We start from the raw sequence: 23,166 nt of genomic DNA on the forward strand, positions 1-23,166 counted from the left end.
GGCAGTCATAGGCTGTCTTGATAGTCTTGAAAATGATAAATTTATTCAGCTTTTAATTTTCGGATATGCACATGCAAGCCATTATTCTCGACACAGAAACCCATACCCTAAATGGTCAACCCATTGAGATTGCATATGCACCGATTGAAATTACAAATGGCAAATTAAGCCTAGACAAAAGCCAAGTATTTGATCAGCTCTATACCGTCGATGAACCAATCTCATTCGCAGCGATGGCTGTGCATCATATTTTAGAGTCAGACCTCGTTGGGAAGCCTCACTATACGACCTTTAAACTACCTGCTGAAACACAGTACATCATTGGTCATAATATTGATTATGATATTCGGGCTATCGAAAAATGTGGTGTCGATACTTCTCATATTAAAGCGATTTGTACACTCGCCCTTGCACGTTTGGTCTGGCCTGATGCTGAAGCGAACAATATTTCGGCACTCATTTATATGATTTCAAAAGGCAGTGAAAAAGCCCGTGAAATGATTAAAAAAGCTCATCGTGCCGATATGGATATTATTTTAACGGCCAATATTTTAATGCATGTGGTTCATCAATTAAAAATAAACAGCATGGAGCAATTATTTGCTGTCTCTGAAGATGCTCGTATTCCGCGTGTCATTAATTTTGGCAAGCATCGCGGCACAGCGATTGCTGAACTCCCTGCTGACTATATTCAGTGGTTAATGCGTCAAGATGAACTCGATCCTTACTTACGAAAAGCTTTAGAAAATACGAGCATTAAAACGCTCTAAAATGTATTGTCATAAATTCTTAATATTGTTGTAATTTTCACCCTGTATGTTCAGCCTTAATTTATTTGTTCGGGGGAGTAAATTAAGGTATGAATCATTATCAAAAGACAGCATTGGGTTTAGATGCTTTACAACAACGTCATATCCCACTCAATGCGCGTCAAAGACGACTATTGGTTTTAATTGGTACAGAAGATTTTGAACAATTGGCTGACCAGTTCAAACAACGCATCGCAACGCCTGAAATCCTCGGACAATTAATTGAATTGGGTTTAATTCATTCCACACAAACAGCTCACGTCTCTAGCCCAATAGAGCCTCTATCCGAATCTCAACCACCTGCCTCACTACTAGAAAATAGTCAAAATAGCGTCAATCCAATAGATTTAGACAGCAAAGCGCAGACTCCTGCACCACCCGCTCCTACACAAAGCCCAGCCCCACCACTTAAAGCTTATAGCTTTGAAGAAACACGCGATTTGATGATGAGCTTATTACAACGTTATTGTGGCTTAATGGCAAAACAACTCATTCTTCAAATTCAATCGGCGACAGACTTACACAGTCTCAAACGCTGCCAAATGCAATGGATTACGACGTTACAGGAAAGTCGAATAGAACCCACAGCACTCAATCAACACTTACAACAGATCAATCATTCACTGTTGCGTTTGCAAGCAGCTTAAAGAAATAAATTCAATGGATAATTGAGTCTTTTTCGGTCTTAGTTAAGATTTAAAGACTACGAGTTTGATTAGCAATCTATTGTTTTATTATTCAGGCAAAAAATCCTAATGTCTTTCATCGACTTTTCAGACTTTGGCACAATGGTTACTCGAACCATTTATCAAACAGCTTGATAAATAATAACTATGTGTGAAGTGATATCCTGATTTTATTTTATGACGTTAAAAATAGTCGCTCAAAAAAATTTATCTCTTATACTGCAATGGGATAACTTAACTCGACATTTATCGCCCATAAAAAAGCCCATGTAAACATGAGCTTTTTTTTCAAAAGTGTTAATCAACAACTCGGTATATATTTTCCGTTTGCCGACTTTCAAATAACAGTTCAATACTAGGCAGAATCACTTCACCATCAACAACGATATGTTCAATTCGTTTAAACAAATCCAAACGTTCTGCTTCGGAGTTTTCAGGTACTTGCCTTAACCGGGCCTTTACATTATACGTTTGGCTGTATTGGTCTTTTACCTTTACATCTACAAGCTGAGTCATGGTCATTTTCCTTTTCTTTTTTTAGCTCTGTTTAATCTTATAGCACAAGTTTTTTCCAATACTGCCCTTAGAGTTGTTAGAATTTATCGCAATGTTAATTTATATAAATATTTTCAAAATCATAACTATAAATCATAAACTTAAATCAAATATGCTTAACAACCGAGATACATAGTCATATTTTTTCACATAAAAAAAGCTCGCATTGCTGCGAGCTTTTCTATGTTGGAAGGCTAGTGCTGATTTATTGTTTGAACACTCCGTTTCAAACTCAACGAGCTGTCATTGATCCGTCCAACTACATCGTAGCGTCTTAGTTATCGACCTACTGTAAGTACAATATAAAAACATTTTTTGCTCTCGACAAGAGCCTATGACATTTCGAAACAACTGTACAAATAAAAGCCAATTGATATTTTTTAAAAATAAGAGACCATACTGAAAGGCAAAATCGAGATAACATCTCAGCGTCAAATCAAGTAAAATCGCGCATTCAACCTATGAGTTCTTTTCCATGTTAGTTCAATTGATTTTGAGTCATTTATAAATACAAAACTAAGTTCATTCCTCAAAACTTATTTGTTTAATCGTGGTTTTAACTTTAGCGTTTGGTTACGTCTTTCGACTTCAAAATCATGGATCGGCAAACTGGCCTACCCTATTTTTTATTATAAGAAGAAAAAATACGGGATCGATATCCACTGCACCACAAAAGTTGACTATGGCTTGTTCATCGGTCATGGGGGACCTTTGATTGTCAACCCAACGACTGTGATTGGAAACAATGTCAACCTATAACAATTTACAACGATTGATGCCAATGGCGGTCGTCAGACTGCTGTAATTGGCGACAATGTATATATTGGCCCAAATGTCTGTATTATCGACCATGTTAAAATTGGCAATAATGCCACCATCGGTGCAGGTAGTGTGGTCACCAAAGATATTCCTGATAATGCAATAGCCGTAGGTAATTATGCAAAAGTCATTCACTATAATAATGCTGGAAATTCAGTAAATAGATGCTGGCTGAATTGAAAAAAAAATAACACCAGCATAATTTAATCAACTTAGCACTCTATGAATAAAACACAGACTGACAATTTTATACTTCGTAAATTTTAAGACATAATATGTTAGTGTTGTATTTCAAAAGCTCATGAATAGGATAAATTAGGTTAGGGTAAATCTTCGTTTTTGTTCGATGAATAAGATAGAGGTATATCATGACCACGATTAATATTTCAGACATTAAAGAACATTCTAGTGTAATTGCCGTATGTGGAACGAAGATTGGAGATGTTGACCACATAGAAGGTAACGAGATCAAACTCACCAAACATGGCGATGGGAAACACCATATTATCTCAAGTGCATGGGTAAGAGAAATTCGAGAGGATCAGGTCATGTTAAGCAAAGATGCCCAAGAAATTAAAGATAATTGGATTGAAGCATAGACTCAAAAAACGGCTTTGTTGCACAAACCTATCTGTAAAGGCTTTTTTAGCGATATAATTTTCAAATGAAGAAGCCTACACACAAAATCTACCGCACAACCAATTGGCCCGCATATAACCGAGCACTCATGAGTCGCGGAAATATTGCCATTTGGTTTGATCCTGCTACGCAATGGTATGCGCCATCAAAAGGCAAACAAGGGCGAAATCAAACCTACTCCGACGCAGCCATCCAATGCTGCTTAATGATTAAATCCTTATTCCGTCTGTCTTTACGTATGGTCACTGGCTTTGTGCAAAGTCTGATTAAACTTTGCGGATTAAATTGGATAGCTCCAGATTACACCACGCTTTGTAGAAGACAAAAGCATATTGATATTGTAATCAGCTACCAAAAAAGTAGCGATGGGCTGCATCTACTCATGGACTCTACAGGCATGAAGTTTCTAGGTGAGGGCGAATGGAAACGCAAGAAACATGGACCTGAATATCGTCGCCAATGGCGTAAACTTCATATTGGTATAGATGCTAAAACCCTACAAATACGAGCAGTTCAGCTTACAACCAATAATGTCAGTGATTCACAGGTGCTTGGTGATTTACTTAATCAGATTCCACAAGATGAGCAGATTAACTCTGTTTATACCGATGGAGCTTATGACACCAAGCAATGCCGTCAGGTCATTGCAGATCGGCAAGGGCATGCGGTGATTCCACCTAGAAAAAATGCGAAACAATGGAAAGATACAAAGAGTAGCTCGCTAGAGCGAAATGAATTACTTCGAACAATTAAAAGTTTAGGCAGGACACTATGGAAAAAATGGTCAGGCTATCATCGGCGAAGTTTGGTTGAAACTAAGATGCATTGCATCAAATTATTAGGAGATAAACTCAGTGCAAGGAGTTTTGATAGCCAAGTGAATGAGATCCATGCACGTGTAGCAGTCCTTAACAGATTTACGGAATTAGGTCGACCACTTACCCAAGTTACGCCTTAAATTTGGCTCAATTAGGGGTGCTTTGCATTTCAAATCTTTGTGCAACAAAGCCTATGCAACTCGCATCAGACTATTTACAAATGAGTGAGCGTCATCTTCGACGCTACTTATTGCTAGAAGGTATTAGTTTTCAGCAAATTCGACAAACCGTATTAGAACGAAAAGCGAAACAGATGCTTGAAAATAATCTCTCCATTGGGGACATTAGCCAAGCTTTAGGTTTTAGTGAAGTACGTGAATTTCGTCGGGCATTTAAACGCTGGACAGGCCAAGCGCCGTCTGTTTATAAAAATGGCACCGAATAATCCTAAGCTGATACAGAAGCCTTTTTCTGTTTTTATTCGTTCCCGCTTTAAAAGTTGAAGCTGAAATGTGTTCAATTAAAGCAACCAAACTGCTTCGGTCAGCTGCTTAATTTCATCCATATCATGGCTGACATACAGCATCGGGATATGGGTTTCATGTTGGACGGTTTGAAAAAAAGGAAGGATTTCCTGTTTATGTGCAGCGTCTAACGCAGACAATGGTTCATCTAATAATAATAAATTTGGCGAATACAACAGTGCCCGACCCAATGCAACTCGCTGCTTTTCACCACCTGAAAGCTTCGTCGGCATACGACTGAGTAAATGATTAAGTTTAAGCAGTTCAATAATATAATCAGGATCAAAACGTCGGCTTTCAGGCGGAATGCGCTTATAGCCAAACAATAAATTTTGCATCACCGTCATATGTGGAAACAGTTGTGCATCCTGAAAAACCAAACCCACATGACGTTGCTGCACGTTTAAATTAATCTTATTTTTCGCATCAAACCATGTCTGATGATTGATTTTAATCCAGCCCTTGACTGGAGTATTAAGTCCTGCAATAGCATGCAAAATACTGGTTTTTCCTGAGCCTGACGCTCCAAATAATCCAACGACAGGATGTTCAGATGAAAATGTCTGATCGAGTTTAAATTTGCCTAAATTTAACAGAATATGACAGTCAATCATCGTCTTAATGCCCCCGTTTTTTTTTCTGATAACGATGGAACCACTGGGCAAACCATAAAGCGAAAAATGCCACAGTTAATGACAGAATAATCAGTCGCCAGACCGCTTGTTCTGTGTCGGGTTGCTGCATCAAGCTATACATGGCCAAGGGCAAAGTTCTGGTCTCCCCTGCAATATTACCGACAAAGGTAATAGTTGCGCCAAACTCGCCCAGACTGCGACAAAAACATAAAATTGCCCCCACCAATATGCCACTGCTGGATAAAGGCAAAGTGACATAAAAAAAAGTGCCCAAGGAGGAAGCACCGAGCGTTTTCGCCGCCATTTCTAGCCGTTGATCCACCAGCTCTATGGCCAAACGAATCGATTGAACCAAGAGTGGAAAGCCCATCACTGCTGAGGCCAAAACTGCGCCTTTCCAATTAAATGCAAAATTGAGTCCAAAGGGCTCAAGATATTTACCCAGTATTCCGTTTCCTCCAAAAACCTGTAACAGCAAATATCCTGGCACTACAGGCGGCAGCACCAAAGGTAGGAAAATAAAGGTTTCAAATAATGATTTGCCAAAAAACTCTTTACGTGCCATAACCCAACCCACTACCAACGCAGGGATCAGGCTAAATGCCAAACAGGTTGCAGCCACTTGGCAGGATAACTTGAGTACCTCTATTTCTTCAGCCGATAAAGAAAACATCATCACTTGGCAGCAGATAAAACGGTAAAGCCATATTTTTTAAAGACTGCATGTGCTTGTTTACTCTGTACAAACTGATAAAACGCTAGTGCATCTGGATTATTTTTGACAAGACCTAAGGGATAAACAATCGGGGTATGGGTGCTGATAGGGAAAACGCCAACGACGGTGACATCGTTACTAATAGCAGCATCGGTTGCATAGACAATGCCAAGCTGACATTCACCACGTGCGACAAAGTTGAGCGCAGCTCTGACATCTTCAGTTTCAACCAATCTTGGTTCAAGTTTTGACCACCACCCCAATGCGGTCAGTGCTTGTTTCCCGTATTTTCCGACTGGGACACTTTTGGTGTCACCTGTACAAAGCTTGCCTTGAAAAGCGGTAGAAGGATCAAAACTTTTATCCATTTTTATTTTGACGGGCTTAGCTTTTGGAGAAATCAGAACAAGACGATTGCCCAATAAATTCACACGTTTATTCGGCACAATTAACTTTTTATTTTGCAGATAATTCATCCACTGTTCATCTGCCGAAATAAAAACATCCGCAGGTGCACCCGCTTCAATTTGCTTAGCCAAAGTCGACGACCCGGCATAAGAGGTTTTCACACGTACTCTTTTTTGTTGTTCAAACATTGCATCGACATCTGCTATAGCATTGGTCAAGCTGGCCGCTGCATAAACGGTAATGGCTTGCTCTGCATGTACATGTGCCGCAAGAGCCAAACCACAACACAACACCGCATATTGCATGCACTTACTCTTAAAATTGAGCAGCACCATGTTCCCCTTAAGCGTTATAAATTGATCGATATGTTTTCAAAAATATATGGATACACAAGCAACGTCAATTCTAGAAACAGATTATTTATCGCTCAAGTTAAAGTGTTTGTATCTTAATCACGTGACTGATACTGCTCTTACAATCGAGTGAGTAGATAAGAGGTTTTATCAAATAGAGGAAGCTTATTCGTGTATGCAATGACTGACTACGAGAAGCATCTAGTTGAACTAAATAGATTATGGTTTCAGGTGTTGAGCTATTTCTTCAAAATCCTGCTCAATCGCAACGCGTGCTTTTATTTCCATCTGTCTAAATTGACTTAAAATACTTTCGCCCAAGTCTGTGAGTTTTGCCCCACCCCCATGCGTTCCACCTTTTTGAGTTTCGACCAATCCTGACTGAAAGCTATGATTCATGGTTTCAACCAACTGCCATGCACGGCGGTAGCTCATATTCATACTTTTTGCAGCTTGAGAAATTGAACCTGTACGGCGAATTTCTTCCAATAACTCGGCCTTACCTGGCCCAAAGGCAATGTCTTGATTGAGAAGTATTCTGAGCTGTAATTTTAATTTGACGTCCTGCATACATTCACTCAAATAAAGACCTGTCATCGACACAGATGACCTAAAGAAAAACCTTTTACTTTTTATACAGCAAAATTTTAAATATCAAGTATATAAAACAAAACCATTACCGCGGCAAAAACTCGCTAAGGTCAAACCTGACTGCTTTGCCATATTAATCGCCATACTGGTTGGAGCTGAAATACACGCCAGCAAGGCAATATTCAGTTGAGCACACTTACGAATCAACTCATAACTGGCGCGGCTGGTCATCACGACAAAACCTTGATTCACATCATAATGATGTTTTGCAATATAACCCAATAGTTTATCTAAAGCATTGTGTCGGCCTACATCTTCAAACAAAGCCACTATTTCCCCTGCTTCAACCCATGCAGCCGCATGTGCACCACCTGTCATTTGGGTGATTTTCTGTCGGGTATTGAGTTGAGCAATGGCTTGGGGAATTTGAGCCAGCCATCCCTCACAAAGGGCTGTGGTAATTTGAGGTAAATCCAAATGAAGTTGCTGCAAGCTTTCAATCCCACAGAGACCACAACCCGTGCGTCCAACCATCATCCGTCGATGTTGTTTTAGCGCCATAAAGGCGCGGGTAGAAATCGTCATTTCGACTTGGATCCCAAATTCCGTTTCGTATATGTCTAAAGAGTAAAGCTCTTTCAAACTCGTCAAAATACTTTCAGACAAGCTAAAGCCTTTCGCAAAGACTTCAATATCTGCTGGCGTTGCCATCATTACTGCATGGGAAATCCCATTATAAACCAAAGCAATAGGGTGTTCTTGCACCACAAAATCAGATTGTTCAACAGCTCTATTTTCACTTAGACGCTGAATATCAACAGTTTCATAGCCCAGAGAACTCAACTTCGACGTTCGAATATCCATAATAATTTTCCAATCTTCCCTAAACACTCAACCCTTCAATCATGAAAAAAATGACACCTACAAATCAGGCGCCATTTCAGCATTGAATCAACTAGCCAGCTCGATTCACGATCTGATTGGCATCTTCAGGATCAACTGCTTGTGCCAAGTTGAAATGTTCAGGAGCTTGACCTGCATGTAAAATCACAGGCACGCTTTTCGAAGCCGGTATTTTGGCGTATTTATCATGACTACTGAGCGCAACCAATGGATTGGTTTCTGGATAATAGGCTGCGAGGCTACCCCGTGGAATGTTATACGGTACGATACGGAAGCTGTGAACCACACGTTTAACACCGTCCGAATAAATACTTTCGATATGCACCCATTGATCTGCAACAAAACCAGCCGCAGCGATATCTTCTGCATTCATAAACAAAACACGGCGCTGACCAAATACCCCACGATAACGGTCATCGAGTCCATACAAGGTTGTGTTGTATTGGTCATGAGAGCGTGTGGTCATTAGGGTATAGACTTTTGCCCCTGTATATTGTTCAGCGTATTTATTCTCTTTATCGGCATACACTTCAGCCAACGGCGTAATTAAGAACTGTGCCTTGCCTACAGGCGTATTCCACACATGCTGATTGGCAGGATGCTCTAAGTGAAAACCACCCAGCTGATAGACACGTGCATTGAAATCTTGGAATTCATCAAAGACCTCTTCAATCGAATCTCGAATACGATCATAACTTTCTACATACCATTTCCACTTGATATCACTGTCTGGCAAGACGGCTGCTGCCATACGCGCCACAATGTCAGGCTCTGAAAGTAGATTCTTAGAAGCAGGCTCATTACGCCCTGCTGAAAGATGTACATTACTCATAGAATCTTCAACACTCACTGCCTGTGGCCCATGCTGTTGCATATCAATTTCGGTACGGCCCAAACAGGGTAAAAGTAATGCCTCTTTACCACAAACTAAATGGCTACGATTCAACTTCGTTGCAATCTGTACTGTTAAATCACAACGACGTAAGCCTTCTTGTGTATACGGTGTATCTGGAGTGGCAACAGCAAAGTTACCACCTAAACCAATAAAGACTTTTACATCACCTTCATACATCGCCTGAATGGTATCCACCACGCCAAAACCATGTTCACGTGGCGACTTAATGCCGAATACTCGGTCCAGACTATCCAGCAATTTTGGGCTTGGTCGTTCATTGATCCCCATGGTTCGATCGCCCTGCACATTACTGTGCCCACGAATCGGTGCTAAGCCTGCCCCTGGACGACCAATATGCCCTCTTGCCAACATTAAGTTCGCGAGCATATGTACATTCGCAGTCCCGTGCCGATGCTGTGTAATCCCCATGCCCCAACAGAAAATGGCCGTTTTGGCATCCAAATACATTTTAGCTAAAGATTCTAAATGCTCAGGGCTAAGTCCCGTATGTGTATGAATATCGGACCATGCAGTACTATCAATTTCTTCCATCATGGCATCGAAACCAACCGTATTCATCTCAATAAAAGATCGGTCAAAAACGCTCTTTTTCCCAGCTGCCAGTGTTTGAATGTCCCATTCACGTAAATGTTTCAGCATTCCGAACATGAGTGCATAATCACCACCCACGTTGGGTTGGAAATAATAACGACTAATGGTTGTACTGCCATTGGTCATCATCTCAACAGGTGCTTGCGGATCTTGGAAACGTTCTAAACCACGTTCTTTTAAGGGATTAATGGCAACAATATTGCCACCACGCCGTGAAACTTCTCGTAAAGTCCCCAACATCCGCGGATGGTTGGTGCCCGGATTATGCCCAAAACTGAAAATCGCATCGGCGATATCAAAATCTTCTAAAGTCACCGTTCCCTTACCCAAACCAATTGAGTCACGTAAGCCAACACTGGTGGTCTCATGGCACATATTGGAACAGTCTGGAAAATTATTGGTACCAAAAGAGCGGACAAAGAGTTGATACAGAAATGCTGCTTCATTACTGGCACGACCCGAAGTATAAAATGCCGCTTGATCTGGATGATCCAAGGCATGTAAATGTTTTGCAATTAAGGCAAAAGCATCGTCCCACGAGATAGGCACATATTTATCGGTCGCGCTGTCATAGCGCATTGGGTCAGTTAGACGACCTGAATCTTCAAGCAAGAAATCACTTTGTTCAGACAGCCAACTGACCGTATGGGTCGCAAAAAATTCAGGTGTAACACGTTTTGAAGTGGCTTCAAAGGCAACGGCTTTTGCACCGTTTTCACAAAAGTTAAAGGCATGTGCATCTTTCTTTTCAGGCCATGCACATCCTGGGCAGTCAAAACCCGTGGGTTGGTTAATATTGAGAAGCGTAATCGCACCTTTTTTGAAAACTTCCTGTCTCTTTAAGTTTCTTGCAACACTTAACAACGCGCCCCATCCACCCGCAGGATTGGTATAAGGTTCTATTCGTGCATAGCTGGTTTCTTCATCATGCTTTTTATCTTCAGTGTTTTCCATCTCACCGCCCTCAATATTTATCTTCGGTAAAAAGTTCTGCAATGATCAATTCACTGTTCGCTTTGCTCATACTTGCAAGCGATTTGGATTGCTCAACCCTTTTTTATTGCTCTTTTCTTATTCATCATGCCTGCGTTTCTTGGCACAATTCCAAAAACACTTCTGATCAAAAATATCACCCTTTTGGCATGCAATTTCAATAGATGAATTATTACAAAAGACAATGATTTGATGGATCATGTTCGGGCAACACACCCTCTCATTTTTGAAAATGAACGAACTAAGCGACTTTAAGACTCTGTTTGATCTTTGAAATAAAACATTTCATACTCTTGTTTATAAAAACTAAATCGTATGTAAATACGAAGTGGAGCGACTATGGACGGTTCGACGACTACACCCTTAGAACATAGGTCAGCGCAACTGATCGATCAATTTGGCCGTCATAAACATAAACTCCGAATCTCACTGACAGATCGTTGTAACTTTCGTTGTAGTTATTGCATGCCCGATATGCCTGAATGGTTAGCCAAAAAAGACATATTAAGCTTTGAAGAGCTTTTAACATTTTGTGAAATGATGGTCAGTTTAGGCATTCGGTACATCCGCTTAACAGGTGGCGAGCCTTTGATGCGTCAAGGCGTAGTCAATTTTATTTATGCTTTGAATCGACTCAAGGCACAGGGCTTAGAACGTATTTCCATGACCAGCAATGCTTCCTATTTAAACAAGTATGCACGAGCGCTAAAAGAAGCAGGACTAGATGATCTCAATATCAGCCTCGATAGCATTCATGCAGACACGTTTATGAACATGACCAAACGTCCGATAGCACCTGTTCTCGAAGGCATTGCGGCAGCACAGCAAGCCAATCTCCCGATAAAATTAAACTGTATTTTAGTCGCAGGAAAAAATGATCATGAAGTGCTTGAACTGACCCAATGGGCTTATCAGCAGAAGATCGCATTACGTTTTATTGAATATATGCCTTTAGATCAACCTGAACACTGGCAGGCAGAAAAAGTTATCACTGAAGATGACATTATCCAAATACTTGAACCCCATTTTCAGATTCAGAAACAAGCCAGACAACATGACCCTGCAACCATTTATCTGCTTAATGATCAATACACATTAGGCATTATTTCCACCATCAGCAAACCCTTCTGTCAAAGCTGTGACCGTTTACGTATCACTGCAACGGGAGAGCTATTTACCTGTTTATTTGCCAATAGGGGAACACCGCTGCGTCATTTACTTCAACCAAAAGATTCCGCTTTATTACAAGCTCAGATTCTCAATGCTGTGTGGCATAAAAAAGCAGGGTTTATTGAACATCAACATGCCCCAACGCGCAAAATCAGTATGCATGCCATAGGGGGTTAATCAACTGGTTAATTTTGAGTTTGTCAGTCATTCGACTGTATCCGCTTTTATTTTTGTGTTATCTAAATACGTCATAAACTTTTTCTCTTGATCGAACAGTTTCACTTTAGATCAACACTTCAATGTTTCGGAATACTTTATGAAAAACGTTGGCATGAAGCCAGAAAGCTATCGCGTTGCAACTGCAAGCTCCGAACTGCTTGCCCCTGCACATTGTTTACAACTTCTTGCCGACGGCAATACCGAAAAAGGTGATGCTCTCAAAACAGCCCGCATTGCTGGGATTTTAGCCGCAAAACGTACCGATGAACTGATTCCGCTGTGCCATCCGCTACCTATTTATCGTGCCGATGTCGATTTTGAACTGCTTGTCGACCGTGTGATTATTCGTGCAACCGTTGAAACGATTGGGCCAACAGGTGTAGAAATGGAAGCGTTGACCGCTGCCAGTATTGCGGCTCTCACCATTTACGACATGCTCAAACCCCATTGCGAACCGCATGAGCTGATCATTCAGCAATGTAAACTCGATCTGAAAAAAGGCGGAAAATCACACTTTAAACGTCATTTGCGTCAGCCTGTTTCTGCGGCAGTATTGGTTCTATCAGATACCGTTGCCGCAGGTCGTAAACCAGATACTGCTGGCCGCTCCGTCGTCGAGACCTTAACCGAAGCTGGTTTTGATCCAATTCATTATCAAATTTTACCTGACGAAGCCGATCAGTTAAAAGCATTGGTCTTAGAGCTCACTCAATCTTATGCTTGCATTATTACTGTAGGCGGAACAGGCATCGGCAAACGTGACATTACAGTAGACACACTTGAGCCTTTACTTGAACGTGAGCTCAATGGCCTGATGGAAGCCGCACGTGCTTTCGGACAAAAACGTACCCCTTATGCTGCGATGTCACGTGGCGTTGCAGGTTTTATCGACCGTTCATTGGTGATTACCCTTCCGGGCAGCCGTGGTGGTGCAAGTGAATCTATGGCAGCCATTTTACCTGCTTTGGTTCATATTTTTGATGTCTGCCGTGATCTACCTCACCCAGGAGGTTATGAATGAGTTGCTCTGGCGTTGGTTTAATTACACTCGATCAAGCTCTTGAACACTATAGCGCCGTCCAAACATTGCCTGTCGTTACTTTGCCTTTAGTACAGGCGCATAGACATGTTTTAGCGGCAGATGTTGCATCAACAGTTGCCTTGCCTCTATTTACCCAAAGTGCAGTTGATGGCTATGCGCTGCGCTCTGAAGACTTGCAAGCTGGAATTACCAGCTTTGAATTGGTTGGTGAAATTCGTGCGGGTATTGAAGAACATATTGAGATTCAAGCAGGTCAAACTGTTCGTATTTTTACTGGGGGCAAGCTGCCAAACTCAGCAGATACTGTGGCTCGACAGGAAATTATCACGCGTGGCCATAAACAAGCGACTCTAACTCAAGCTTTGGACAAAGGCGCAGACATTCGTTATCAAGGTGAGGAGTTATCCATCGGGACAACACTTGCACAGCAAGGCCTGCGTTTAGGCAGCGGTTTAATTGCGGCACTCAGTATGGCGGGTGTTCAGCATGTCGAGGTTTATCGCCAACCTAAAATTGCAGTGCTTATTACCGGTGATGAAGTCAGTACGCAACTGGACAATCAATCTAAAGTGTTCGATGCCAATGCGCCAATGATCCTCACTTGGCTCAAAGAACACGGTTTTTCTGAAGTCCATTTAGAGCATGTGATTGATGATGAGAAGATACTCACACAAGCACTCTCGAATGCCATGAATCATTATGACGTGGTCATTACCACAGGCGGTGTTTCGGTTGGCGATTATGACTTGATTCGACCTGTTTCAATGGCTTTAGGTGCAAAAGAGATTTTCTGGCAAGTTGCGCAAAAACCGGGTAAACCATTGTATTTTGCTGAATATCAGACAGACTATCATCATTCTTATTTGATTGGCTTGCCTGGGAACCCTGCTGCTGTACTCACCTGTCTTGCTGTACATGTATCGACACTATTGGCGGCTTTACAGGGAGTTACGTCTCCCGCACCCGCTTGGAAAAAAGCTCGTTTCAACGACAGTATTAAACAAGACAGCCGTGAGCAACTGGTTCGCATGGTATTAGATGTCAACGAGTTTGGACAATTAACCGTTTCCAAACTCGGCAAACAACAATCCCACATGCTCAGTAATTTAAATCGAGCCAATAGTATTGTTCGAATCCCTGCTCGATCTGATGCCCCTATAACATTGGACTATGTCGATTTCATCTCCATCTAACAACATAGATTGGATAGTGATACAAACCAAGTGCTTTTTTGCACACGGTCTAAGGCATGAACAGCTTTGTCCTAGACCGTACATCTCAATATTGAACGGTTATTATTGATATCCCTACACACGGATGTTAGGTCAAAATCATGCAAAACTACCCAGCAACAGCACTGGTGATTTTAGCGGGTGGTAAAGCCACACGAATGAATGGGGTCAATAAGCTTTTGCAAAGATTTGACCATGAAGTCCAGTTGTTAAAAATATATTCAGCTTTTGATGGAAAAGTTCAGGACATATGGATCAATAGTCATCGCGATTATGCGCAATATAGTGAGTTGATTCCTGATATTCGCTGTTTCAAAGATAATAATGCCGGTTTTTTAAGGCCTTTAATCGGTATTCAAACGGCATGGTCATATGTGCAGGCTGATTATATTTTATTTATCCCGTGTGATATTACCAATATTCCACAAGATATATTGCCGCGCCTCCATCACACATTAGAACAACATCCGCACTCTTCTGTTGTCTACCTGAATATCAATGGACAAGCGCTCTACCCTTTTTGTTTGTTAAAACGCAATAGTCTAGAAACCTTGAATAACCATTTACACCAACAACAATTCAGCTTAAAACACTGTTTCAACGATCTGTCGCCACAAACAGTAGATATTCAAAATGCGCATTTGGCTTACCACAGCCTCAATTCATTTGAAGAAGTGCACGATTACCAAAAGTCATTAGACTCTTAGTCGAGTCATATCATTCAAACCGTACTGTCATAGATAGATATAGCGAAATAATAAGAAAAATGGCGTTTTATTTGTCTGTACAAACTGACTTTCCCATTTTGATGATCAAATTAAATAATGCTAAAGTGAATTAATAAGTACTCAATAAACTGAAGTCAGCAAACTATTTTTTAAATCCGTTTTAACCGAGGCGACATGCAGGACATTCATATCAAAATCGAGGCTTATGGTGCAATTGAAAAGCATCTTCCTGTCGAACTTAGCCTGAGTTGTGTGCCGAACAGTTTAATTGCTGATGTACTTGATCAAATAAAAATACGTTATCCATCTGCTTCTGACCTGCTGGAACGCTGTGTTTGTGCGATTGGTGAAGATATTGTGGCGCGTCAAAGTCGATTAGTACAAGATAGCACCTTGGTATTACTTTCACCCGTTGCCGGAGGCTAAGATGTTAGAGTTTGCTCGTATTCAAGATACTGCTCTCAATTTAGAGGATTTTGACGGCATTCAAGCATTTCCTGAATGCGGCGGAACAGGTATTTTTATTGGTACGGTTCGAAACCATCATGAAGGACGCACGGTTCAGGCACTGAAATATACATCTTATGCACCTGTTGCCGAAAAGATGATAAGAACGATTGAACAAGAGATACAAGAAAAATATGCGCTTCGCTATGTTCGGGTTGTACATCGGATTGGTACATTAGACATTGGTGATAAAGCTATTATTGCCATTGCGTATGCTCCACATCGCTGAGAAGCATTTCAGGCCTGTGAAGAAGCGGTTGAGCGTGTTAAACATGAAGTGCCAGTTTGGAAAGAAGAGTTTTATACCGATGGAAGCAGCCAATATGTTGCAGGCTGCTGTATTCGCCAAGACTATGATGAAAAGCATGAACAACACCATCATCACTAGAAATACTTGCATCCATTGATGCTAAAAAGCAATGAAACTCTTTAAACGAAAATAATGGGAAATCATCTATCGCAATCTTCAAGTTTAGTTTTCCCAGTCAGTCCAAAGCCCTCTTCTACTTTGGGCTTTGAACTCGGATGGCGTTATTACGGCTTGATATTATGAAGCACTTTTTGATTTATAGCCGACGAGCATCTTTTCTTTCAACTTTTCAATATCTTCATCCGTTAAGCCCAAACCTTCTGTCGCATACTTATCAATACTGCCATACACTTTGATGACTTCATCGAATTGTGCTTTAAAGAATTCTTCACGCACATTAAGAACTGGTCGATATATATTAGCGGCTGCTTCACCTTGGGTGTTGACCATATATTGATACGTCGCATTGACACGGTCTGCGGTATACGCATTTGTTAAAAGATAATCTTGTAAGACATCGTCATACTTCATACCGACCAATAACTGAATCACAGCGGTAACCCATCCCGTACGATCCTTGCCTGCTGTGCAATGATAAAGCTGAACACCATCTGTATAAATTAAACTATTAATCACTACTCCGAAACGTAATTGAGTGCCTTTATCATGCGCAGCCATATTCGCCATTGAGCTATTAAAAAAATTGATCATATCTTCAGCTGTAGCAATTCCTTTCGGTAGATCACTCTCTTTTGAACCAGCAATATTTACCATCATAATATTAGTATCGGGACTTAAAATATCTGGGCTTTTTTCTCTTTCAGAATTGGTTCTCAGATCATAGACGGTCTTAATTTCCAATGTTTTAAAGGTTTCTAAGTCTGTTTCATTTAATGGCAAATAGTTCGATCGATAAATCACGCCTCGTCTTAATTTCAAACCATCAGCGTTAACATAATTGCTTGAAATGCTATTTCCTGCAATATCACGAAAGTTGTCTGCTGTTTCAATTGTAGGTGTATCTGCCAAATATAAACTCGGATCATCCGTAGTATTTGCCGGATTATCAACGACGGTGTTATTAGCATTGTTTGATGAGTTTGAATAACGACTTTCCTCACCACATCCTGTAAGGATAAGCGTTCCTACAAGTAATGGGATAAATAAACTTTTTTTAAGACAAGAAACTAAAAGGCTTTGTTTAGTACTGACGTCCATGGTCTTTTACACATCTGATTTACGGAAGTCGTATTATTGTTAGAGCACATTACATTTACATGAATAATCAAGAATAATCAAGAATAAAACATAAGCCAATATATTAATTTTTATAGTATTTATCTCAAAATAAAATCACATTAGTGACATAAATCACAATTTAATACACATCAACCCGCGTAAGTGACTGGATGGAATACTTTAATCATTTTGTCATTTTTTATGATAATCAAATGCTGCGCCGAACACGATTTGTTATAGCTAGACCAGTACTAAGCACATTGTCTTATCAGTTCATGTAATTGCATCAATCGATACTAAAATTTTGCCCATATCTAAAAATACACGGGCTTCCATATGCTAACGCATGCACTAAATTTTTAATATTTTGCCTTGGAAAATAAAATTTTCTAAGCTTTAAGCGTACAAAAACTGATTCAAACCAATTACTTGTTCTATATAAATTCGATCAATTTACGTCATATACGGTAACAGAGTCGCCATGATTAGTTACAACACTTAGATTTATTGCAAATAGCTAGTGTCGTCATAGAGCAACAATAAACATTTAAATTGTTGCAAGAAATATAACGAAGGTAGCTTTGAGTGAAATGAAAATAGAGCTTAAAACTGTATTTTTAATATAGCTTCAGAAAGGAAAATAAAAAAAATGGTGCGCTCAGCGGGACTCGAACCCACGCCACAGGCTTCGGAGACCTGTACTCTATCCAGTTGAGCTATGAGCGCGCGAGCACATCATATCAAAAAAAATCACAAGGTAAAGCATCTATATAGCTTAGAGTGATTTTCCTGCTTATGCTTTATACAATGTTCCATATCTGCAACACAGAATTGCGAGTAGATTACTTGGTTTATTAGGCATAATCGCTCACAATAGTGCCACTATTAATCATTCGAGAATTTCATGACTGATGCATTGACGTTAAGAGATTTGTCCAAAACCTATAAAAATGGGTTTCAGGCTTTAAAAGGCATCGATTTAACTGTTCCTGAAGGCGAGTTCTATGCCCTTCTTGGACCAAATGGTGCAGGCAAATCTACAACGATTGGTATTATCAGCTCATTGACCAAGAAAACCTCAGGTACTGTCGAAATTTTTGGACATAATCTCGATACACACCCCTCTCAAGCCAAACAGTGCTTAGGGGTTGTACCTCAAGAGTTTAACTTCGGTCAGTTTGAAAAAACCTTCGATATCTTAGTCACACAAGCGGGCTATTATGGTATTCCTAAAAAAATTGCGGAAGTTCGTGCCGAAGAATATTTAGAAAAACTCGGCTTATGGGAAAAACGCGGTGTTCAAGCCCGTATGCTTTCAGGTGGTATGAAACGTCGCCTGATGATTGCCCGTGCCATGATGCATGAACCGAAACTCCTTATTTTAGATGAACCCACAGCAGGGGTTGATATTGAGCTACGTCGTTCGATGTGGGACTTCCTCACAGAAATGAACAATAAAGGCACATCGATCATTTTAACCACACACTATTTAGAAGAAGCAGAAATGCTGTGTCGTCGAATTGCCATTATTGACCGTGGTGTCATTAAAGAAGACACCAGCATGAAAAATTTCCTCAATCAACTCAATGAGGAAACCTTTATTTTTGATTTGGCCGCACCGATTGAACCAATTCATATCGACATTATTGGGGTTCGTTTCCATTTAGTCGACGCCGTGACTTTAGAGGTGACTATGGATAGAGCGCATACCCTCAATGACTTATTTCAATTGCTCGAATCGCAAGGGATCCAAGTTCGTAGTATGCGGAACAAATCCAACCGTTTAGAAGAACTGTTTGTGAAGATGGTCGAAAAAAATCTCGAAGGAACTACGCCATGAACTTAAATCAACTTAGCGTAGCTTTATATACTTTGGTGTATAAAGAAATTCGCCGCTTTATGCGCATCTGGCCGCAAACTTTACTTCCACCTGCCATTACCATGAGCTTGTACTTTGTGATATTTGGCAATTTGGTCGGCTCTCGTATTGGTGAGATGGGCGGTTTTAGCTATATGCAGTTCATCGTGCCTGGACTGATTATGATGGCGGTGATTACCAACAGTTACGCTAACGTTTCTTCGAGCTTTTTTAGTGCCAAATTTCAAAAAAGTATTGAAGAGCTGATCATGAGTCCTGTACCTTTGCATGCCATTTTATGGGGCTTTGTTTTAGGCGGTGTGTGTCGCGGGGTCTTGGTCGGTATTATTGTGACGGCCATGAGTTTATTTTTTACTGACCTTTATATTACCAATTGGTTTGTTACCATTTACACCGTCTTGGTCACCTCGTTCTTATTTTCACTGGGTGGTTTTATCAATGCGGTGTATGCCAAATCTTTTGATGACATCTCCATCATCCCAACATTTGTGCTGACGCCTTTAACTTATTTAGGTGGCGTATTTTATGCCATTTCAGCACTCAGCCCTTTTTGGCAAAATTTATCGCTGATCAATCCGATTGTGTATATGGTCAATGCTTTTCGTTTCGGTATCTTAGGTCATAGTGATGTTAACGTCGTCGTCTCCCTATCTGTTATGACCATATGCTGTGCAGTGCTTTATGGCATTGCTTACTATTTACTTTCTCGTGGTTCAGGAATGCGTGAATAATGAGTGTAGAACATTCTCTTTTGGGTAAAGACACCAATTACCCTACAACTTATCAACCCGATATTCTTTTTCCCATTGCCCGTGCTACAGCACGTGAGCACTATGCACATGTTGAAGGTATTCAACAAGGTAAAGACTGGTGGCATGTTTTTGAAATTTCTTGGTTAAATAACCATGGTGTTCCGCAAGTTGCCATTGGTCGCATCAGTCTGCCGGCCACCTCGCCCAACCTAATTGAGTCAAAGTCATTAAAGCTTTACTTTAATAGCATGAACTTTACTCAGTTTGAGTCTAAAGCGGCATTTAAAGCAACGGTTGAGCAGGATTTATCCGTAGCCGCTGGCGCAGATGTGAATATTGATCTTTTCCATGTCGATGACGTGGAAATTAGTCAACCTGAAGGTATCTGTATAGATGAACTGATTCCGACCCAATTGGAAAATCATCCCAATGCTAATCTGTTGGCATTAGATGATGCTGCGGAAGATGTTGAAGTACAGATTTACTCACATTTACTCAGAAGTAACTGTCCAGTAACTGGACAACCTGATTGGGGCACGGTATTTATCCGATATAAAGGTAAAAAGCCTTGTTATAACAGTATACTGGCTTATATTATCTCTTATCGTCAGCACAACGGTTTTCACGAACAATGTGTGGAACAAATATTTGCCAATATTTGGCAAAATTTGAAACCTGAAAAGCTGATGGTGTACGCAGCTTATACACGCCGTGGTGGTTTAGACATTAACCCTTGTCGTGTGTCAGATGTGTCATGGATGCCCCGCCCAATTCGATTGGCGCGACAATAAAATAAAGAACATTGAGGTTAATACACGATGCCATTTTTTGGTTTTATTCCATCGACTGAACTTTTACAGACTATTCAAACTGCTCAGCAGAAGAAAGACTCAAGTGAACCTTTATATCCACTTCGAGATAAAACAGCACTCCTCATCAATGATGAAATTATTGATGCCATTTTGACTGAGTTAGTTCGCCGTTTTCCACCGAGTGATAAACGTGACACAGCCGAGAAACTGGCTGGCTATATTAAGTCAACAGTTGCGGTTTTGTTGAAGCAGCTTTTAGGCAAATCATCGAATGATGTGGTTCAAGCATCGATTCAGTTTTCTGAAAAAAGCTTGTTTAAAGATGCTGAAGGTCAGTTCCGTGTGGGTGAAGCGTTAGATGCGAGCTTAGTGACCAGCCTCAAATATAACTATGCTGAAATTAAAGCAGGCAATGAAGTAGATAAAGCCGCGTTAACCGAACTGTATAAACAGTTTGCTGAAGCGACTGTACGCCACTTCATGAATGACTTTAATAAAACCCTCGATTTGGGCATGATTAAGCGTAAAGCAGCCGATATCGGTTCTGCAGCTGTCATTAAAGCAGTGCATATTGCTGCCAATAAAATCATCCCCAATTTAACCAAAGATGAACTTTTAGCTTTGGCTGAATATCACGACACCTTATTTCATGCTTAAGTACTAAAAGTCTTTCGAGGCTTTTCAGATCAAAAATGACTCTACTTGTGTAGGGTCATTTTGGTTTCTAAGCTGTGATTTCTTGCTCTTTATATAAAGCTATATAAAGTCCATTTATAAGCTGAGACCAGATCTTTTTGTCATTGTCACTAGACCCTAAACACTACAATTTTAATTGCCTCTATATAAGGAAGACTTTTTATATCAGTCAGTAAAACTTGACTTATATAGTCACGTAAATATTCTGCCTGAAAAACTGTACCATTTTGAATAATCTGTCCTTTATATAGGCTGAGTTTGTCTTTTTTTGTATACCTATTTGCCCGCTTCAGTACAGACAATGTTATCTTAAAGCCTATTCACGCTAGACTCCGTTCACAAGAATTTCGACATAACAGAAACGCGAACTATGGGCTTTACCCTATTCGCTTTGCTCCACTGCCAATAACGACTCTGGAAATTAGACTTCTATGTTAAATTTAAACTTTTATAACAAAGTTAAACGTTTACCTTTATTGATTGGCGCTTTGTCGATCACCAGTTTTTGCCAAGCCAACGATTTCGCTTCTCATCCTGACTATTTCAGCTTTAAACAAAAAACCATGCAAAATTATGGTCTGTCTGCTGAACAAGTCGATTGGGCGATGAGTGGTTCTAAAAATGTACCCAACATCATCAACATTATGAACCGCCCTGGTGAAAGTAAACCGTGGTACGAATATAAAACCAACTTTATGGCAGAAAGCACCATTCAACGTGGTGTCCGTTTTAAAGCACAGTACGCAGATACTTTAAACCGCGCCGAACAACAATTTGGTGTATCGCAATCAGTCATTCTCGGCATTTTAGGGGTAGAAACAGGTTTTGGGACGAACAAAGGTAATTTTGTCACCCGTGATGCCTTAGCCACTTTAGGTTTTGGTTACGAACGTCGTAAGCAATATTTCCAAGATGAACTCGGCGCCTTAATTGCGTGGAGCTATAAAGATGGCGTGCCAACCAACTCGGTTGTAGGTTCGTATGCAGGTGCGGTGGGCTACCCACAATTTATGCCTAGCAATATTCCAAAGTTTGGTGTCGATTATGACGGCAATGGTCATGTCGATTTACGAAATTCAGCAGTCGATGCGATTGGTTCAATTGCCAACTATTTAGCAAATCATGGCTGGCAACGTAATCAGCCAATTGGATTCGCAGCACGCTATAGTGGCTCAAATCCTGAAGCGGTCATTGCTAAAGATTTAACTTTACCGACACCTTATGGCGTTTTAAAAAATCAGGGCATTCAACCGACCAATCCGATTGTCAAAATCGATGATTTAGATATGGTGAATGTGATCCAACTACAGGAAAATTATGGGCAAAGTTATTACATCACTTACCCTAACTTTCAAGTGATTACGACCTATAACAAGAGCCGTATGTATGCGACTGCAGTCTGGCAATTAGGGGCTGAAATTGCTAGCCGATAAGGCTAGCTTTTTACTCAACCTTGAGATGTCAATAAAAAAATATTTAAAAATGATGCAAATTTCGGCATTTTTCACACCTTGTTACAATATTGGTTATTTTTTAATCAAAAATTGTTCGGTTTATGTAGTTTTTATCATTATTTTAATTAAACACTAGACATGCTTATGACTGCATGAATATTATCCATTTCG

The 23,166-nt window shown here is 40.4% G+C and carries 22 protein-coding genes, 1 tRNA gene and 3 pseudogenes; 17 read left to right on the top strand and 9 right to left on the bottom strand.

The window, feature by feature from the left end; genetic code table 11:
• Nucleotides 1-71: 71 nt before the first annotated feature.
• Both AC4CUX_RS01690 and AC4CUX_RS01695 read left to right on the top strand, forming a co-directional pair.
• A complete protein-coding gene (locus AC4CUX_RS01690; RefSeq protein WP_114837799.1) occupies nt 72-770 on the top strand; it encodes an exonuclease domain-containing protein in 699 nt (232 codons plus the stop codon).
• An 89-nt stretch (nt 771-859) separates the two neighbouring features.
• Entirely contained in the window at nt 860-1,456 is a 597-nt protein-coding gene (locus AC4CUX_RS01695) for a hypothetical protein (protein ID WP_114837798.1), read from the top strand.
• A gap of 336 nt (nt 1,457-1,792) precedes the next feature.
• Here the strand turns inward: AC4CUX_RS01695 and AC4CUX_RS01700 are convergent, their stop codons facing one another.
• On the bottom strand, nt 1,793-2,011 hold the full coding sequence (locus tag AC4CUX_RS01700; RefSeq protein WP_201951975.1) for a hypothetical protein: 219 nt from the start codon (nt 2,009-2,011) through the stop codon (nt 1,793-1,795).
• Nucleotides 2,012-2,536: 525 nt separating this feature from the next.
• Between AC4CUX_RS01700 and AC4CUX_RS01705 the strand changes: the two are divergent.
• The 4 genes and pseudogenes from AC4CUX_RS01705 to AC4CUX_RS01720 all read left to right on the top strand — a co-directional run.
• Nucleotides 2,537-3,049: pseudogene (locus tag AC4CUX_RS01705) on the top strand (serine O-acetyltransferase).
• Between the two features lie 188 nt (nt 3,050-3,237).
• On the top strand, nt 3,238-3,468 hold the full coding sequence (locus tag AC4CUX_RS01710; protein ID WP_078389470.1) for a DUF2171 domain-containing protein: 231 nt from the start codon (nt 3,238-3,240) through the stop codon (nt 3,466-3,468).
• Between the two features lie 65 nt (nt 3,469-3,533).
• A complete protein-coding gene (locus AC4CUX_RS01715; protein WP_490792120.1) occupies nt 3,534-4,466 on the top strand; it encodes an IS5 family transposase in 933 nt (310 codons plus the stop codon).
• A gap of 74 nt (nt 4,467-4,540) precedes the next feature.
• Nucleotides 4,541-4,771, top strand: a pseudogene (locus AC4CUX_RS01720) (helix-turn-helix transcriptional regulator); the annotation flags it as partial.
• Between the two features lie 75 nt (nt 4,772-4,846).
• On the opposite strand, the gene AC4CUX_RS01725 reads toward AC4CUX_RS01720, so the two are convergent.
• From AC4CUX_RS01725 to AC4CUX_RS01750, 6 genes are all read right to left on the bottom strand, one after another.
• A complete protein-coding gene (locus AC4CUX_RS01725) occupies nt 4,847-5,464 on the bottom strand; it encodes an ATP-binding cassette domain-containing protein (protein WP_005400526.1) in 618 nt (205 codons plus the stop codon).
• 4 nt (nt 5,465-5,468) lie between these two features.
• Nucleotides 5,469-6,161 (bottom strand): molybdate ABC transporter permease subunit, encoded by a 693-nt coding sequence (modB, locus tag AC4CUX_RS01730; RefSeq protein WP_005400525.1) that lies wholly within the window; start codon nt 6,159-6,161, stop codon nt 5,469-5,471.
• Nucleotides 6,161-6,943, bottom strand: a complete 783-nt coding sequence (gene modA / locus AC4CUX_RS01735; RefSeq protein ID WP_201951981.1) for a molybdate ABC transporter substrate-binding protein — start codon at nt 6,941-6,943, stop codon at nt 6,161-6,163. Before modA ends, modB begins: the two co-directional genes overlap by 1 nt.
• Before the next feature lie 237 nt (nt 6,944-7,180).
• A complete protein-coding gene (locus tag AC4CUX_RS01740; RefSeq protein WP_005400523.1) occupies nt 7,181-7,531 on the bottom strand; it encodes a winged helix-turn-helix domain-containing protein in 351 nt (116 codons plus the stop codon).
• An 84-nt stretch (nt 7,532-7,615) separates the two neighbouring features.
• On the bottom strand, nt 7,616-8,416 hold the full coding sequence (gene fdhD / locus AC4CUX_RS01745; protein ID WP_151836066.1) for a formate dehydrogenase accessory sulfurtransferase FdhD: 801 nt from the start codon (nt 8,414-8,416) through the stop codon (nt 7,616-7,618).
• Nucleotides 8,417-8,507: 91 nt separating this feature from the next.
• Entirely contained in the window at nt 8,508-10,916 is a 2,409-nt protein-coding gene (locus AC4CUX_RS01750) for an FdhF/YdeP family oxidoreductase (protein WP_151836065.1), read from the bottom strand.
• 378 nt (nt 10,917-11,294) lie between these two features.
• Here AC4CUX_RS01750 and moaA point away from each other — a divergent pair, with 378 nt between their 5' ends.
• From moaA to AC4CUX_RS01780, 6 genes and pseudogenes are all read left to right on the top strand, one after another.
• Entirely contained in the window at nt 11,295-12,302 is a 1,008-nt protein-coding gene (gene moaA / locus AC4CUX_RS01755) for a GTP 3',8-cyclase MoaA (RefSeq protein ID WP_490792121.1), read from the top strand.
• Between the two features lie 139 nt (nt 12,303-12,441).
• Nucleotides 12,442-13,365, top strand: coding sequence for a bifunctional molybdenum cofactor biosynthesis protein MoaC/MoaB (moaCB, locus tag AC4CUX_RS01760; protein WP_004695990.1), 924 nt, complete (start codon nt 12,442-12,444; stop codon nt 13,363-13,365).
• Nucleotides 13,362-14,579: a molybdopterin molybdotransferase MoeA gene (locus AC4CUX_RS01765; protein WP_078389599.1), complete on the top strand. Its 1,218-nt coding sequence runs from the start codon at nt 13,362-13,364 to the stop codon at nt 14,577-14,579. The genes moaCB and AC4CUX_RS01765 overlap by 4 nt, the downstream gene beginning before the upstream one ends.
• A gap of 140 nt (nt 14,580-14,719) precedes the next feature.
• On the top strand, nt 14,720-15,325 hold the full coding sequence (locus AC4CUX_RS01770) for an NTP transferase domain-containing protein (RefSeq protein ID WP_078389600.1): 606 nt from the start codon (nt 14,720-14,722) through the stop codon (nt 15,323-15,325).
• A 195-nt stretch (nt 15,326-15,520) separates the two neighbouring features.
• Entirely contained in the window at nt 15,521-15,772 is a 252-nt protein-coding gene (locus tag AC4CUX_RS01775) for a MoaD/ThiS family protein (protein WP_078389601.1), read from the top strand.
• A 1-nt stretch (nt 15,773) separates the two neighbouring features.
• Nucleotides 15,774-16,241, top strand: a pseudogene (locus tag AC4CUX_RS01780) (molybdenum cofactor biosynthesis protein MoaE).
• Between the two features lie 159 nt (nt 16,242-16,400).
• Here the strand turns inward: AC4CUX_RS01780 and AC4CUX_RS01785 are convergent.
• Nucleotides 16,401-17,381 (bottom strand): tyrosine-protein phosphatase, encoded by a 981-nt coding sequence (locus tag AC4CUX_RS01785; RefSeq protein WP_490792122.1) that lies wholly within the window; start codon nt 17,379-17,381, stop codon nt 16,401-16,403.
• 671 nt (nt 17,382-18,052) lie between these two features.
• Nucleotides 18,053-18,128, bottom strand: a tRNA-Arg gene (locus AC4CUX_RS01790).
• Nucleotides 18,129-18,306: 178 nt separating this feature from the next.
• On the opposite strand from AC4CUX_RS01790, the gene AC4CUX_RS01795 reads away from it, so the two are divergent.
• From AC4CUX_RS01795 to mltB, 5 genes are all read left to right on the top strand, one after another.
• Complete coding sequence (locus AC4CUX_RS01795) at nt 18,307-19,242, top strand: ABC transporter ATP-binding protein (protein ID WP_004695849.1); 936 nt, start codon at nt 18,307-18,309, stop codon at nt 19,240-19,242.
• The gene (locus AC4CUX_RS01800; RefSeq protein WP_004695847.1) at nt 19,239-20,012 is read left to right on the top strand and encodes an ABC transporter permease; all 774 of its coding nucleotides are present in this window, start codon (nt 19,239-19,241) and stop codon (nt 20,010-20,012) included. The genes AC4CUX_RS01795 and AC4CUX_RS01800 overlap by 4 nt, the downstream gene beginning before the upstream one ends.
• Nucleotides 20,012-20,824 (top strand): NADPH-dependent 7-cyano-7-deazaguanine reductase QueF, encoded by an 813-nt coding sequence (queF, locus tag AC4CUX_RS01805; protein ID WP_490792123.1) that lies wholly within the window; start codon nt 20,012-20,014, stop codon nt 20,822-20,824. Before AC4CUX_RS01800 ends, queF begins: the two co-directional genes overlap by 1 nt.
• A 27-nt stretch (nt 20,825-20,851) precedes the next feature.
• A complete protein-coding gene (locus AC4CUX_RS01810) occupies nt 20,852-21,502 on the top strand; it encodes a hypothetical protein (protein WP_004695843.1) in 651 nt (216 codons plus the stop codon).
• 470 nt (nt 21,503-21,972) lie between these two features.
• Nucleotides 21,973-22,974 (top strand): lytic murein transglycosylase B, encoded by a 1,002-nt coding sequence (mltB, locus tag AC4CUX_RS01815; protein WP_490753188.1) that lies wholly within the window; start codon nt 21,973-21,975, stop codon nt 22,972-22,974.
• Nucleotides 22,975-23,166: the final 192 nt, after the last annotated feature.

This window comes from Acinetobacter sp. 231_lipA (assembly GCF_058243005.1).

Excerpts from the sequence above, each read along its gene's own strand:
- AC4CUX_RS01770 (WP_078389600.1), top strand. The coding sequence starts at position 14,720 with ATGCAAAACTACCCAGCAACAGCACTGGTGATTTTAGCGGGTGGTAAA.
- AC4CUX_RS01700 (WP_201951975.1), bottom strand. The coding sequence starts at position 2,011 with ATGACTCAGCTTGTAGATGTAAAGGTAAAAGACCAATACAGCCAAACG.
- moaCB (WP_004695990.1), top strand. The coding sequence starts at position 12,442 with ATGAAAAACGTTGGCATGAAGCCAGAAAGCTATCGCGTTGCAACTGCA.
- AC4CUX_RS01785 (WP_490792122.1), bottom strand. The coding sequence starts at position 17,381 with ATGGACGTCAGTACTAAACAAAGCCTTTTAGTTTCTTGTCTTAAAAAA.
- AC4CUX_RS01740 (WP_005400523.1), bottom strand. The coding sequence starts at position 7,531 with ATGCAGGACGTCAAATTAAAATTACAGCTCAGAATACTTCTCAATCAA.
- AC4CUX_RS01725 (WP_005400526.1), bottom strand. The coding sequence starts at position 5,464 with ATGATTGACTGTCATATTCTGTTAAATTTAGGCAAATTTAAACTCGAT.
- mltB (WP_490753188.1), top strand. The coding sequence starts at position 21,973 with ATGTTAAATTTAAACTTTTATAACAAAGTTAAACGTTTACCTTTATTG.
- AC4CUX_RS01800 (WP_004695847.1), top strand. The coding sequence starts at position 19,239 with ATGAACTTAAATCAACTTAGCGTAGCTTTATATACTTTGGTGTATAAA.
- AC4CUX_RS01695 (WP_114837798.1), top strand. The coding sequence starts at position 860 with ATGAATCATTATCAAAAGACAGCATTGGGTTTAGATGCTTTACAACAA.
- AC4CUX_RS01795 (WP_004695849.1), top strand. The coding sequence starts at position 18,307 with ATGACTGATGCATTGACGTTAAGAGATTTGTCCAAAACCTATAAAAAT.
- queF (WP_490792123.1), top strand. The coding sequence starts at position 20,012 with ATGAGTGTAGAACATTCTCTTTTGGGTAAAGACACCAATTACCCTACA.
- AC4CUX_RS01810 (WP_004695843.1), top strand. The coding sequence starts at position 20,852 with ATGCCATTTTTTGGTTTTATTCCATCGACTGAACTTTTACAGACTATT.
- AC4CUX_RS01690 (WP_114837799.1), top strand. The coding sequence starts at position 72 with ATGCAAGCCATTATTCTCGACACAGAAACCCATACCCTAAATGGTCAA.
- modB (WP_005400525.1), bottom strand. The coding sequence starts at position 6,161 with ATGATGTTTTCTTTATCGGCTGAAGAAATAGAGGTACTCAAGTTATCC.
- AC4CUX_RS01710 (WP_078389470.1), top strand. The coding sequence starts at position 3,238 with ATGACCACGATTAATATTTCAGACATTAAAGAACATTCTAGTGTAATT.
- fdhD (WP_151836066.1), bottom strand. The coding sequence starts at position 8,416 with ATGGATATTCGAACGTCGAAGTTGAGTTCTCTGGGCTATGAAACTGTT.
- AC4CUX_RS01765 (WP_078389599.1), top strand. The coding sequence starts at position 13,362 with ATGAGTTGCTCTGGCGTTGGTTTAATTACACTCGATCAAGCTCTTGAA.
- AC4CUX_RS01750 (WP_151836065.1), bottom strand. The coding sequence starts at position 10,916 with ATGGAAAACACTGAAGATAAAAAGCATGATGAAGAAACCAGCTATGCA.
- AC4CUX_RS01715 (WP_490792120.1), top strand. The coding sequence starts at position 3,534 with ATGAAGAAGCCTACACACAAAATCTACCGCACAACCAATTGGCCCGCA.
- modA (WP_201951981.1), bottom strand. The coding sequence starts at position 6,943 with ATGGTGCTGCTCAATTTTAAGAGTAAGTGCATGCAATATGCGGTGTTG.
- moaA (WP_490792121.1), top strand. The coding sequence starts at position 11,295 with ATGGACGGTTCGACGACTACACCCTTAGAACATAGGTCAGCGCAACTG.
- AC4CUX_RS01775 (WP_078389601.1), top strand. The coding sequence starts at position 15,521 with ATGCAGGACATTCATATCAAAATCGAGGCTTATGGTGCAATTGAAAAG.